Raw genomic sequence first — 13,513 nt, forward strand, 5'->3', positions numbered from 1 at the left:
GTTAGAAAATACGTTTTAACTTAAACCTAAAAAACCAGCAATTAATGGTAATAATTTACCACATTCTTCCACTAATTTCGCCGCCGTTGGTAAATGAGCAATTGTTCCTTTTAACATTGTAATTGCTGTATCTGCTAAATCCTGTTTTTCTTGAGGATTTTGAGCGGCTTCTGCTAAAGATTTAACTTGTTTTAAAGCCTTTTCTTTTTCTTTTTCTGTTAAATTACTATCAGTTTCAATAGCTGTTTTTAATTGGGTTAATAATTCTTTAATTCCTGGTTTTTCTGGTTCGGGTGCAGTTGCTAATTCATTAATAGTATTTGTGACTGTACCACTGATTTCACCTAAATTCAAAGCTTGTCCACTGGCGTTAAAATCTCTACCAATATTACCAATTTCAATTTTACGGCTAGAATCCTTAGTCATATTTTCATTCTCCACTTTATTATCAATTTGAACATTAATAGGTTTATTAGCTAATGATATAATCATTTCTGGTATTTTACCACTTTGTTGACGATGAAAATTTATTTCCTCATCTTTAGCTTGTAAAACTGCTTTATATTTTTCTTCTACTGCTGCTAATGATAATTGATAATTTTGAGTAAAATCGCTGTGAATCTTTTCTTTATCGGCATTTTCAGGAACAGCAACTTTAACAACTACCACACTATCACCTTTATTTTCAATACTCTGAATAGCTAATTCTGTATCTCTATTTTGATTTTGAACTTGATCAAAAGCATTAACAAAAGCCTTCCAGTCAATACCATTTTGGAAAATTAAATCAACAGTATTTAAAACTTCTTCAAATAATTTTGTAAATTCTCCTGGTTGAAATTCCCCACTACTCGGACGACGTTCCCGGTTATCTGTTCCCGGTTTAGGATATTCTAAAAGATAGACAAAGCGACAATCTACATGATCTAATATAGTTGTACTTTCAATATTCCAAGCTTCCACACAAGCACCTGTCATTTGAGCTTTGGTGAAATTAGTACCCACAGCTTGAGTAAGAGTCAGATTTGCCCATTCTAAATTAGCTCCTTGAAAAGTGGCTTGAATAATATCAGCATTGTTAAAATTAGCCTCTTTCAAGTCTGCACCTATTAGGTTTGCACCTTTCAGATTTGCACCAATATAAGGTTTATTTCTACCATTTAAAGTAACGAGCAAATTGAGAACAGCAGGGTTACTTAATATAGTATTTCCTGGTCTAGCAAAATCGAGTTTTTTGGCTTCATAAAAACGAGTGCGCGTTAGATTTGCTGTTCTGAAATCCGTGTTTTTCAGGATTGCACCTGTAAAATCAGCGTCAGTTAAATCAGCACCATAAAAACTTGTGCCTCCTGTTGTAGCAAAAGCAATAGCATAAGAGCGAATCCAAGAATCTCTTTCATCTCCCTTTAAACTACGCCAGCCGATATAAGCACTAAAAATTACAAAAACTCCGGCTACGGCTCCGGCTACGGCTCCGGCTCCGGCTACGGCTCCGGCTCCGGCTAGGGCTAGGGCTACGGCTCCGGCTCCGGCTAGGGCTCCGGCTAGGGCTAGGGCTACGGCTACGGCTACGGCTCCGGCTACGGCTCCGGCTACGGCTCCGGCTCCGGCTAGGGCTACGGCTACGGCTAGGGCTCCGGCTCCGACTCCGGCTCCGGCTAGGGCTACGGCTAGGGCTACGGCTACTAAACCCTTGCGAATAGTGATAATACAAAAGACTGTCACTATAACTAGGTTAACTATTCCAACAATAACGGTTTCAGAACTTTTTGTATTAAAAACATATGTTATTAATACACCAATAAAGATTGACAAAAACCCTGATAGCGCTGACTGTAGGAACGTAATTATTAGTAACCCAATTACCCAACGCTTCTGTAGTCCAGCCTTAGCGCCACTAAAATCAGCACCTTTAAGGATAGCGTTGGTAAAATTTGCCCCTCTAATATCAGCTTTACTAAAGTTCGCACCTGTCAGGTTTTGACCTTTAAAAGAGCGTCCTCGGAGATTTTGACCGCCGTAGTTTGGTGACATAATCGCATCCGCAAGAGATTATCTATTAGATTTTACACTTATTTGCGAGTATTATTCCCAGTTTTGGTTAAATTTTGTTAAATATGGCTTTTCATAATCCAGGTAAATATTTTAAAACTAATAAGACCTACGCAAAAAACCTATCAACCTCTTATTTCTCCGTGTTCTCTGTGCCTCTGTGGTTCGTTAAATATAGAATTTACGGATATGGTAAGAAGAAACAGCGTCACTACTTGCTAACCCCGCACTACTACCATTAGCAACCTTAGCAAAAACCGACTCAGCCGAAAATCTTTTAACCAAATTGCTGCTGCTGTAAATACAATTGAATCAAAGAAAGCACGGAATAATATTTCCGTTTGTACACAGCTTTTAGCCGGGTTAAGATTGAATAGAAATCTACTTAAGTAACTGTTTCAGGAGGATATTATGGAAGAATCTTGGGTTTATCAGGATATTCTGCAAAAAAGTGAGCAAAAAGGCAAAAGAAGAGAATAGAATTGATTCTCCGTCAGTTAAAACGCCGTTTTGGGAATATTCCAGCCAAAATAGAACAGCAACTTCCTAATGTAGGATTAACTCAACTGGAAGATTTAGCCGAAGAATTATTAGATTTTTCGCAAATAGATGATTTAGTTAAATATATGGCGAATATTTCCTAACAACAAAAACCATTATTTTACGCAAAACTTGGGTTGGGTTGAAGCGAGGAAACCCAACATTATTTATCTGCTCTGCAATGTCATGAACTTATTTTCCGTAGTGTATAAGATCAGATATGAAGTTATCTATAAAATTGTGTATATCCAAACTAGATAGGAAATTGAGATTATGAAAGTAAATTTACAACTAGCGCTTAATGATGCTGGTGTAGACGCAAATCAAACTAGCACTCAACGTCAATTAGTAATTTCCGTTTCTGCTGGTGGTGAAACCATAGATCAGAATGTGCCTTTGAATTTATGCTTAATTCTCGATCATAGCGGTTCAATGCAAGGAAGATCTTTAGAAATAGTGAAAACTGCGGCTTGTTTATTGGTAGATCGTCTCAGGGCTGAAGATCGTCTCAGTATAGTTGTTTTTGACCACCGCGCCAAGGTTTTAGTCCCAAATCAGTTAATTACAGATCGAGAACCTATAAAAAGGCAAATTCAGCAACTCAAAGCCGAAGGGGGAACAGCCATTGATGACGGTTTACGCTTGGGAATTGAAGAATTAGCCAAAGGTAAACAAGATACCGTTTCTCAAGCATTTTTACTTACAGATGGAGAAAATGAACATGGTGATAATGAACGGTGTTTAAAATTTGCCCAATTAGCCGCCAATTATAATTTAACCCTGAATACATTGGGATTTGGTGACAATTGGAATGATAAAGTTTTAGAAAAAATCGCAGATGCTGGTATGGGGACCTTGTCTTATATTCAACATCCAGATCAAGCAGTATCGGAATTTGGGCGGTTATTTAGTCGAATGCAAACAGTCGGATTGACCAATGCTCAACTATTATTGTCCTTAATGCCCAACGTGCGATTAGCAGAACTCAAACCCATTGCCCAAGTCTCTCCAGACACCATCGAATTACCAGTACAACCAGAAAATGATGGACGGTTGGGAGTGAGATTAGGCGACTTAATGAAAGACGTGGAACGGGTAGTTTTAGTTAATATTTATGTAGGACAGTTGCCAGAAGGTAAACAGGCGATCGCTAATATTCAAGTCCGCTACGATGACCCCGCCCATAACCAAATCGGGCTATACTCATCCAATCTACCAATTTACGCCCATGTCACCAGGGATTACCAACCAGCACCAAATCCCCAAGTACAACAATCGGTTTTAGCCTTAGCCAAGTATCGTCAAACCCAGTTAGCCGAAACAAAATTACAGCAAGGTGATCGGGCTGGTGCTGCAACGATGTTACAAACGGCCGCAAAAACTGCCTTGCAAATGGGAGATACTAATGCTGCGACGGTATTGCAGGTTTCCGCCACCTGCTTACAAGCCGGGGAAGACCTATCAGAAAGCGATCGCAAAAAAACCAGAATTGTCTCAAAAACTATTTTGCAAGATGCTTCCCCTCAATGAAAGTTCAACTAACATCGGCTCTAAATGATACTAACGTTGATGCTGCCCAACAAAGTAATCAACGTCAACTCTCAATTTCCATTTCCGCCATTCCCGCTGAATTGGAACAAACTTTACCCTTAAATCTCTGCTTGATTCTCGATCAAAGTGGTTCTATGTCCGGTGAACCGATGAATATCGTCATTCAAGCAGTTGAACAATTATTAGATCAGTTAAAAGCTGGTGATAGGATTTCCATAATCGCTTTTGCTGGCACTTCTGGGGTCATTATCCCCAACCAAATCGTCCAGGATGTCGAAACCATCAAAACCCAGCTAAAGCAGAAATTAAAGGCTGCTGGTGGTACTGTCATTGCCGAAGGTTTATCCTTGGGAATCACAGAATTACTCAAAGGCACAAAAGGGGCAGTTTCCCAGGCCTTCCTCCTTACGGACGGTCATGGAGATAATGGCTTACAGATTTGGAAATGGCAAATTGGACCAAATGACAATAAAAGGTGTTTGCAACTTGCCCAAAAAGCCGCTAAACTCAACCTCACCATTAATACTCTGGGTTTTGGTCATGATTGGAATCCAGACTTATTAGAAAAGATTGCTGATGCTGGCGGTGGTACTCTTGCTTATATCGAGAATCCTGAACAAGCAGTAACTCAATTTGCAAGACTATTTCGGCGGGTGCAATCGGTGGGTTTAACAAATGCCCATTTACTTCTGTCCTTAGTCCCTGCTGTGCGTCTTGCGGAACTCAAACCGATTGCCCAAGTTGCCCCAGATACCATTGAATTACCAGTAGAAACGGACTCAAATGGGACTTTGGTGGTGCGGTTGGGGGATTTAATGAAAGACGCGGAACGGATAGTTTTAGCGAATATTTATCTGGGACAATTGCCAGAAGGTAAACAAGTTATTGGCCATATCCAAATTCGTTATGATGACCCGTCTTTGAATAAACAAGGTTTGCTTTCTCCCTTAGTGCCAATATATGCTAATTTCACTAAGAGTTATGAACCTGTTCTTAATTCCCAGGTCTTAAACTCAATTTTGTTATTAGCTAAATATCGGCAAACTCAATTAGCGGAGGTAAAATTGGAATCGGGTGATCTCATTGGTGCTGCAACAATGTTACAAACTGCTGCTAACACTGCTTTACAAATCGGTGATACCAATGCAGCCACGGTATTACAGGTTTCGGCCACTCGTTTACAAGCTGGTGAAGAACTAGGTCCGAGTGACCGCAAGAAAACTAGAATTGCCTCTAAAACAGTTTTGAAGGAATAACTCGAGGGTGGGCTTATTGCCTACCCTTGTTAGTTGTTAGTGGTCAGTTGTCCGTTGTCAGTTGTCCGTTGTTAGTTGTTAGTGGTCAGTTGTCAGTTGTCCGTTGTCCGTTGTCCGTTGTCCGTTGTCCGTTGTTAGTTGTTAGTGGTCAGTTGTCAGTTGTCCGTTGTCCGTTGTCCGTTGTCCGTTGTCCGTTGTCCGTTGTCAGTTGTCCGTTGTTACAGCGTTTTCCGCTCTGATAAAATACAAAGTTGAATCATGAAACTCTTGTGGTGCGGGCATCTTGCCCGCTAGATATATACCTCATAATACCAGGAAGTTCTGTAATTACCCATTACCTATTACCTATTACCTATTACCTATTACCTATTACCTATTACCCATTACCTATTACCTCTTCCCTGCTTAAAACTTAAAAAGGTGGTAATTCCTTCAAAATTGTAAACCGAATATGATTAATAGCCAAATCACCCAAGGAAATCTCCTCTTTAGTTAAACGGGCTCCATTTTTGTTTAAAGTTTCAAAGGTTATACCTTTACCAATCTCGATATGATACCAGCATAAACCCATAAAAAACCGTGTAGGATAGGGGCCACCTTCTTCAATATCATCAGGATTAGATTCCATTGGTAACCAACCAATTCCAGGAATATAAAATTCTAGCCAAACATGGTTAAAATCAGGTTGAAGAGGAACTCCCTGATGTTCAGCATAAGTAGGACATTTATATCTACCTACAGTACGACAAGGAATACCATTTAGGCGACAAAGTGCCAATAATACACCTACATATTCACCACAAGAACCAACACCACGCTCTAAAACTATATCTGGTGAATCAATATGGGGTTTAATACCATAAGATAATTGATCATAGACGTAGTTGCGAATACTGTACATTTTCCGTAATAGATTAGTTTCCGAACCAACTGCCGTCCGGGCTGCACGGATAACAATATCAGTATCCATTGCTAAATCATCATCATCTATGAGATAACGAGCTTTTAATTCTGGTGACAGTTCTGGCAGATTTTCCACGTCACGGGGGGTAATGCGGTGTTTAATCCCACGGACTTCTACAAGTGCCTTCCAGCCAAATATATGGCGTTCTCCCGGAGTGAGAGGATCAAATTTAAAAACAGCTACCCTTTGTCCGTCAATGATTTCTTCTGTGAAAGGTAAACCAATTGCTTCAACTTGTTGGACTTTTTGCCTTTGTGTTTCTGAGGGTAGGGCAATACGCCATTCTATATCGGCTAAATAAACTTCATCAAGGGGGGAAATTTCCTCGACATAGGACATTTCTATGAGATAACCATTAGAGAGAGCGTAGCGTTTATCTTCTTGGTAATGATATTGTAGAGCGTGGATAAATGTGCGATCGCGGTATGTTAATTCATAACAGGGGTCAGCGTTAGGATTATCTCGGATATAAGGTTCTTCACTGGAGTATGCCAAATAAATACGATCTTTACCTGTATCATCAATACGATGAATGGCGATACCTGTAGGAGAATCAAAAGGAGTGAGAACGCTAAAACGGATTTCTCCAGTAGCCCTATCCATAGAGTAAACCGTTTGTTCCGTGCGATCGCATACCCATAGAGTCTCTTTAGTAACTGCTAAATTTTCGACACCGACACCAGGGGCATAAAATCTAGTGATTTCCTTGCGGGTATGACGGTCAAAAATCAAAATATAGCCAAGTCTTTGGCAACTAACATAAACTGTAGATTCCCAAACGGCAACACCATCAGCGGGATAGGGTAAAGTTACAAAATACTCTAACCCTAAAGAGGCTAGTTTGCACAAATAGACACTGTTACCACGAGTGACCCAAAGATGATCTTCCCACACAGCTAAACCGGTAACTTCTTGAAATTCGCGGACTTGGTGGGAATTAATAATTTTGCTGTTATCGGTCAGGGGGTCAATTTCTAATAAATGACCTTTAACCGTATCAATAGCAATAAGTCGATCTTCAATGAAAGCAATACCGTACAGGGTAGCAGCAGTAACTGGTCTGATTATTTTTTGCCCAAACATCTGGCTCACCGTTAAACTAGGTAGTGAAAAACTCATATTATTGAGCATATTAGTTATAAATTATTACTTTTTAACGTCAGTTGTTATTTAGGGAACAGGGAACAGGGGAGAGAAATATTCTTTTGCAACTGACCATTGACAACCGACCATTGACAACCGACAACCGACCATTGACAACTAACAATGACAAATTCCACATTTTCCGACATCACTAAATTATGATCGAATTTTGTAACCATTTCCTGTAACCTACACAATGTCTGCTCATTCTTTACATGAATCTACCAATCTCTGGCATGGTTTGGAAGTTGATAAAGCCTTAGAAATGCTTGATAGTGACGCAAACAGCGGCTTAACCTCCCAAGAAGTTGAACAGCGTCGTCAGAAATATGGCCTCAATGAACTCGAAGAACATGGAGGTCGTAGTCCTTGGCAAATTCTGCTAGATCAGTTTACCAATATTATGTTATTGATGCTGATTGCAGTTGCCTTCATTTCCGGCTTTTTGGATTTAATGGCTTTGACTGGGGGAACATTAAAACCCGGTGAAGTGCCATTTAAAGACACCATTGCCATTATGGCCATAGTTATCCTCAATGGTATTCTGGGCTATGTGCAAGAAAGTCGAGCGGAAAAAGCTTTAGCAGCTTTGAAAAAACTATCTTCTCCCTCAGTGCGAGTCCTACGTGACGGTAAACTGGGGGATGTAGCGGCTAAAGAGCTAGTCCCGGGGGATGTGATGCTGCTGGAAGCTGGCGTACAAATAGCCGCTGATGGTCGCTTAATAGAACAGTCTAATTTGCAGGTGCGAGAATCGGCTCTCACAGGTGAAGCCGAAGCTGTCAACAAACAAGCCATACTCACATTACCAGAAGATGCACCGTTAGGCGATCGCCTCAACTCAGTTTTTCAAGGTACGGAAGTTGTCCAAGGTCGGGCTAAGGTACTGGTAACTCACACCGGTATGAGAACGGAACTAGGCAAAATCGCTGCTATGTTGCAGTCTGTAGACGGTGAACCTACACCCCTACAGCAACGCATGACCCAACTAGGTAACGTTCTCGTTAGTGGTTCTTTAATTCTTGTCGCCATAGTAATTGGTGGTGGACTTATTCATGATCTAACTAAAGGAATAGGTTGGAAGAATTTACAAGAACTGGTGGAAGTCTCTTTAAGTATGGCGGTAGCGGTAGTTCCTGAAGGTTTACCGGCGGTAATTACTGTTACCCTGGCTTTGGGAACTCAGCGCATGGTTAAACATCATGCTTTAATTCGCAAACTCCCAGCGGTAGAAACTCTTGGTTCTGTAACTACTATTTGTTCTGATAAAACTGGGACGCTGACTCAAAATAAAATGGTGGTACAGTCTGTATACACCAATAATTCTACCTTTCGCGTTACTGGAGAGGGTTATACTCCCATTGGCGATTTTCAGTTACATGGTGAAAAAGCTAATTTAGATGAAGTCCCGGAAATTTCTGCCATACTTGTTTCCTGTGCTGTTTGTAATGATGCTGTTCTGCAACAACAACAGGGGGAATGGGTAGTTTTAGGCGACCCTACGGAAGGAGCTTTAGTTGCTTTAGCTGGAAAAGGCGGAATTGAACAAGACCAATGGAGTAGTAAATTACCTCGTGTTTCGGAATTTCCTTTTTCTTCAGAACGGAAACGCATGAGTGTGATTTGTCAATTGGAGGCTGTCGCTACTGGTGAATCTTCTTTAACTGCTATTGACCCGGCTATTGCTGGTTTTGTGGAGTCGGAACAATACCTGATGTTTACCAAGGGTTCACCAGAATTAACTTTGGAAAGGTGTACAAAAATCCATTTGGGTAATCACGCAATTTCTATTAGCGACGAACACCGCAGCCAAATTTTGCTGGCCAATGACGAAATGGCGGGTAAGGGTTTGCGGGTCTTAGGTTTTGCTTATAAACCTTTGGCGGAAGTTCCCCCAGATGGTTCTCATGATACCTCTGAGCTAGATTTGGTTTGGTTGGGGTTGGTGGGAATGCTGGACGCTCCTCGGCCAGAAGTGAGGGCCGCTGTCCAAGAATGTCGTCACGCGGGAATCCGTCCTGTGATGATTACTGGCGACCATCAATTAACTGCTCAAGCGATCGCTATTGATTTGGGAATTGCTCAAGCAGGTGATAGAGTTCTCACAGGTAAGGAATTACAACTCCTCAGTGACCAGGAATTGGAGGCACAGGTAGATTTAGTTAGTATTTACGCCAGAGTTTCCCCTGAACACAAATTAAGAATTGTCCAGGCTTTACAACGTCGCGGGCGATTTGTGGCTATGACGGGCGATGGTGTTAATGACGCTCCCGCCCTCAAACAAGCTGATATAGGCATTGCCATGGGCATCACAGGTACAGATGTGAGCAAGGAAGCCAGCGATATGATCCTGCTAGATGACAACTTCGCTACTATAGTCGCCGCGACTAAGGAAGGTAGAGTTGTTTATACTAATATTCGCAGGTTTATTAAGTACATCTTGGGTAGTAATATTGGGGAAGTTCTCACGATTGCTGCTGCGCCATTGTTAGGATTGGGTGGCGTTCCTCTGACTCCTTTACAAATTCTTTGGATGAATTTGGTAACAGACGGTTTACCCGCTTTAGCATTAGCTGTAGAACCTCCAGAACCTGATGTGATGGAACGTCCTCCCTTTAGCCCCCGTGAAAGTATTTTTGCTAGGGGTTTAGGTGCTTACATGATCCGTATTGGGATTGTTTTCGCCATTATTACCATTATTCTCATGGAATGGGCTTATCAACATTCTCATGCACCTGGGTATCAAGGACATGAAGATACTTGGAAGACAATGGTATTTACTTCATTATGTCTAGCGCAAATGGGTCATGCGATCGCTATTCGTTCTAATAATAGACTTACCATCGAAATGAATCCTTTTTCTAATCCCTTTGTTTTGGGATCTGTGATTCTCACCACGATTTTGCAATTGATGTTAATTTATGTTCCACCTCTGCAAAGTTTCTTTGGTACTCATCCACTTAGTTTAGACGAATTGGCAGTTTGTATTGGATTTAGTGCTTTAATGTTTATCTGGATTGAAGGTGAGAAAATATTCTTCCGCTTTATGGGCAAAAAGAATGTTTAATGGGTAAATTGTCAGAATCAGGATTTATGATTTTGGCATTTTTTGATCCTGATTCTGACATTAATTGATCACTATTCTTTTGCAACTAACAACTGACAATTGACAACTAACAACTAACAATATTAGGAAATAAATATCATGGGTGAATCAAAACGGAGAAAACAGCAAGATCCCAACTATGGGAAAGTTAAAAATCCTGTCAAAAATCTTATGAAAGTTTTTTGCCCATTTTTTGAAGATTACGATAATTTATCTCATCTTAATGCTGACGGTATATCCTTGATGATAGCTCAGGAAGGTTACAAAGAAACTGGCTTGAGAGGAATAATTATTAAAGGATATTTAGCGGAACATTTAGTAAAAGATTATCCCATAGAATCTGAATTAGTAAAAGCTTTCAATCAACATGGCAATATTTATATTACTTCAATATTAGCCCTAGCTTATTTGGAGAATGCTGTTAATAAAGAGGAAAATCTGAGAAAATTTGAAACCTATAACCCATTAAATGAATTTATACGTATTGAAAGCGATTCTCAAGAGTATCAATTAAATTTGGTCAGTTGATAGTGGTCAATTGTCAGTTGTTCTTTGTCCGTTGTAAAAGAATATTTCTCTTACCTATTCCCTGCTCCCTTTTAGTAATTATAAAAGTCGGGGATTTTGACTCTTTAGCTATTATGTACTTAAAAACTTTACACCTCAAACAATTTCGGAATTACCAAAACCAAAAAGTTGAATTTACTGCGGCTAAAACAATTTTAGTCGGTAATAATGCTCAGGGAAAATCGAATTTGTTGGAGGCTGTGGAGTTATTAGCAACATTAAGATCGCACCGTGGGTCACGAGATCGTGATTTAATTAAAGAAGGTGAATCTATAGCCCAAATTAATGCCACTCTAGAACGGATTAATAGCCATAGTGATTTAACTCTCACACTCCGTCGTAATTCTCGTCGTAATGTAGCTATAAATGGCGTTACAGTCCCCAGACAAATGGATTTTCTGGGGGTTCTCAATGCGGTGGAGTTTTCTAGCTTAGATTTAGAATTGGTGCGGGGTAGTCCTGAAATTCGTCGCAACTGGCTAGACACATTATTAATTCAATTAGAACCAGTTTATGCCCATATTTTACATCAATATAACCAAATTTTACGCCAACGTAATGCTTTTTTAAAACGCTATATAAATTCACCAGAAAAATCTCTAAAATCAGAATTAGCTATCTGGGATGCACAATTAGTAACTGCGGGTACAAAGGTAATTATCAGAAGAAATAGAGCTATTCAAAGATTATCCCCCATAGCTTCAACATGGCACACTAATATTAGTGGATCATCCGAAGTTCTGCAAATCAATTATGCTCCTAATGTTCCCCTAGAAAAGACATCTCCGCAAGAATTACAAACGGCTTTTTTTGCTAAACTTCAACAAAGAGCATTTGCAGAATTACATCGAGGGATAACTTTAGTTGGACCCCACCGCGATGAAGTAGAATTAATTATTAATCAAACTCCCGCGCGACAATATGGTTCTCAAGGACAACAAAGAACATTAGTTTTAGCTTTAAAATTAGCAGAATTACAATTAATTGAAGAAGTAATTAATGAACCACCTTTATTATTATTAGATGATGTTTTAGCAGAATTAGATCCATCTCGCCAAAATCAATTACTTGATGCTATTCAAGACCGATTTCAAACTTTGATTACTACTACTCATTTAAATGCTTTTGATGCTCAATGGTTGAAATCTTCCCAGGTTCTATATGTCAATGGGGGAAAAATTGACAACTGATACCAATTTTATAGCAATTCCCAAGCTCAAGAAATACCCCCCTTAATCCCCCCTTGCTAAGGGGGGAAATAAGAGAATTCAGTCCCCTCCCCTTGGGGGGAAATAAGAGAATCCAGTCCTCTCCCCTTGGGGGAAATAAGAGAATCCAGTCCCCTCCCCTTAGCAAGGGGAGGGTTAGGGTGGGGTAAAATTCCGTAGAAAGTGGGATATTTAACCCCCCTTAGTCCCCCCTTGCTAAGGGGGGAAATAAGAGAATCCAGTCCCCTCCCCTTGGGGGGAAATAAGAGAATCCAGTCCTCTCCCCTTAGCAAGGGGAGGGTTAGGGTGGGGTAATTTATATCTCACTACAGGAGAAAAGGTGATATACGAAGTAGTTATCTCCCGTCACCAATTAATACAAATGGTGACCAGTAAAAAGGATGAACATTATTTTTAATTTGACTTAGTTTCCCTTGACGGAATGCTTCATCTTTTCTCATTCCCTGTTTAAGATTTTGGTAAAATTCCACCATAATTTCTTTAGTTTCTTCGTCTGCTGCACTCCACAAACTGGCTATTACGGCTTTGCTACCCGCACGTTCAAATAAATAAGCCAGTCCAGAAATTTCTTCACCATTAGAATTGGTATTTAATGCCGTTTGACAAGCACTTAAAGTAATTAATTCCACATTTTGTAATCCTAATAAACCAGCATCTTGAATGTGCCAACTTTTATCAGCAAATAGTAAAGTATTCTCTTTTAATTTACCCCCTGTGATCAAGGTACATTCACCTTTTTGGAAACAGCCATGAGTTGCTAAATGTAGAATAGAAAAGCGCGAAATTTGCGTTTTAAAATTGCTGAGTGTGGCTTTATTATTAATGAAATATTCACTCTCTGGGAAAATCGGAATAATGGCTTTTACTTCAGATTCCGTACCATTTAGTGAGAAAGGTGACTTGGGTTTAGGATTACCAAATGCTAATACTTTTCTAGCAGTTGGGGTATTTGATGTTGTTGTAATTTGTAGAGAACGACTAGAAAGACGAGTTACAGCAGTTTGAGATCAAAAGCGGTACAAAGATGGTAAACTTTAAAGATGGAAAAAAAAGAAAATAATTGAGATATATATGGCAGCAGCATATTCGACTGATATAAGACAAA

The 13,513-nt window shown here is 39.9% G+C and carries 11 protein-coding genes; 7 read left to right on the forward strand and 4 right to left on the reverse strand.

The features are described 5' to 3' along the window. Nucleotides 1-15 precede the first annotated feature (15 nt). Nucleotides 16-2,034, reverse strand: a complete 2,019-nt coding sequence (locus tag H6G44_RS17100) for a pentapeptide repeat-containing protein (RefSeq protein ID WP_190387719.1) — start codon at nucleotides 2,032-2,034, stop codon at nucleotides 16-18. A gap of 500 nt (nucleotides 2,035-2,534) precedes the next feature. Here H6G44_RS17100 and H6G44_RS17105 point away from each other — a divergent pair, with 500 nt between their 5' ends. From H6G44_RS17105 to H6G44_RS17120, 4 genes are all read left to right on the forward strand, one after another. Beyond that, complete coding sequence (locus H6G44_RS17105; RefSeq protein WP_242031780.1) at nucleotides 2,535-2,696, forward strand: DUF4351 domain-containing protein; 162 nt, start codon at nucleotides 2,535-2,537, stop codon at nucleotides 2,694-2,696. 169 nt (nucleotides 2,697-2,865) lie between these two features. Then, on the forward strand, nucleotides 2,866-4,122 hold the full coding sequence (locus tag H6G44_RS17110; protein ID WP_190387718.1) for a vWA domain-containing protein: 1,257 nt from the start codon (nucleotides 2,866-2,868) through the stop codon (nucleotides 4,120-4,122). After that, nucleotides 4,119-5,399 carry a vWA domain-containing protein gene (locus H6G44_RS17115; protein WP_190387717.1) on the forward strand — a complete coding sequence of 427 codons (1,281 nt, stop codon included), beginning with the start codon at nucleotides 4,119-4,121 and terminating at the stop codon, nucleotides 5,397-5,399. The genes H6G44_RS17110 and H6G44_RS17115 overlap by 4 nt, the downstream gene beginning before the upstream one ends. 26 nt (nucleotides 5,400-5,425) lie before the next feature. Further along, nucleotides 5,426-5,638, forward strand: coding sequence for a hypothetical protein (locus H6G44_RS17120; RefSeq protein ID WP_190387716.1), 213 nt, complete (start codon nucleotides 5,426-5,428; stop codon nucleotides 5,636-5,638). 173 nt (nucleotides 5,639-5,811) lie between these two features. Here the strand turns inward: H6G44_RS17120 and H6G44_RS17125 are convergent, their stop codons facing one another. Both H6G44_RS17125 and H6G44_RS17130 read right to left on the reverse strand, forming a co-directional pair. After that, a complete protein-coding gene (locus H6G44_RS17125) occupies nucleotides 5,812-7,482 on the reverse strand; it encodes a transglutaminase domain-containing protein (RefSeq protein WP_190387715.1) in 1,671 nt (556 codons plus the stop codon). A 47-nt stretch (nucleotides 7,483-7,529) separates the two neighbouring features. Then, complete coding sequence (locus H6G44_RS17130; RefSeq protein WP_190387714.1) at nucleotides 7,530-7,685, reverse strand: hypothetical protein; 156 nt, start codon at nucleotides 7,683-7,685, stop codon at nucleotides 7,530-7,532. 17 nt (nucleotides 7,686-7,702) lie between these two features. Between H6G44_RS17130 and H6G44_RS17135 the strand changes: the two genes are divergently transcribed. The 3 genes from H6G44_RS17135 (at nucleotide 7,703) to recF (ending at nucleotide 12,369) form a co-directional block, all read left to right on the forward strand. Beyond that, the gene (locus H6G44_RS17135) at nucleotides 7,703-10,573 is read left to right on the forward strand and encodes a cation-translocating P-type ATPase (RefSeq protein ID WP_190387713.1); all 2,871 of its coding nucleotides are present in this window, start codon (nucleotides 7,703-7,705) and stop codon (nucleotides 10,571-10,573) included. 138 nt (nucleotides 10,574-10,711) lie between these two features. Then, a complete protein-coding gene (locus H6G44_RS17140) occupies nucleotides 10,712-11,140 on the forward strand; it encodes a hypothetical protein (protein WP_190387712.1) in 429 nt (142 codons plus the stop codon). Between the two features lie 113 nt (nucleotides 11,141-11,253). Next, nucleotides 11,254-12,369: a DNA replication/repair protein RecF gene (gene recF, locus H6G44_RS17145; protein ID WP_190387711.1), complete on the forward strand. Its 1,116-nt coding sequence runs from the start codon at nucleotides 11,254-11,256 to the stop codon at nucleotides 12,367-12,369. 374 nt (nucleotides 12,370-12,743) lie between these two features. Here recF and H6G44_RS17150 read toward each other — a convergent pair whose 3' ends face one another. Further along, nucleotides 12,744-13,373, reverse strand: a complete 630-nt coding sequence (locus H6G44_RS17150; protein WP_190387738.1) for a CHAT domain-containing protein — start codon at nucleotides 13,371-13,373, stop codon at nucleotides 12,744-12,746. Between the last annotated feature and the right edge of the window lie 140 nt (nucleotides 13,374-13,513).

The organism is Aphanizomenon flos-aquae FACHB-1287 (assembly GCF_014698755.1).
GTDB classification, from domain to species: Bacteria; Cyanobacteriota; Cyanobacteriia; order Cyanobacteriales; family Nostocaceae; genus Dolichospermum; species Dolichospermum flosaquae.

What these genes read in the sequence shown, in the direction of transcription:
- H6G44_RS17100 (WP_190387719.1), bottom strand. Translation starts at nt 2,034, where the DNA reads ATGTCACCAAACTACGGCGGTCAAAATCTCCGAGGACGCTCTTTTAAA.
- H6G44_RS17135 (WP_190387713.1), top strand. Translation starts at nt 7,703, where the DNA reads ATGTCTGCTCATTCTTTACATGAATCTACCAATCTCTGGCATGGTTTG.
- H6G44_RS17110 (WP_190387718.1), top strand. Translation starts at nt 2,866, where the DNA reads ATGAAAGTAAATTTACAACTAGCGCTTAATGATGCTGGTGTAGACGCA.
- H6G44_RS17125 (WP_190387715.1), bottom strand. Translation starts at nt 7,482, where the DNA reads ATGAGTTTTTCACTACCTAGTTTAACGGTGAGCCAGATGTTTGGGCAA.
- H6G44_RS17115 (WP_190387717.1), top strand. Translation starts at nt 4,119, where the DNA reads ATGAAAGTTCAACTAACATCGGCTCTAAATGATACTAACGTTGATGCT.
- recF (WP_190387711.1), top strand. Translation starts at nt 11,254, where the DNA reads ATGTACTTAAAAACTTTACACCTCAAACAATTTCGGAATTACCAAAAC.
- H6G44_RS17140 (WP_190387712.1), top strand. Translation starts at nt 10,712, where the DNA reads ATGGGTGAATCAAAACGGAGAAAACAGCAAGATCCCAACTATGGGAAA.
- H6G44_RS17130 (WP_190387714.1), bottom strand. Translation starts at nt 7,685, where the DNA reads ATGGTTACAAAATTCGATCATAATTTAGTGATGTCGGAAAATGTGGAA.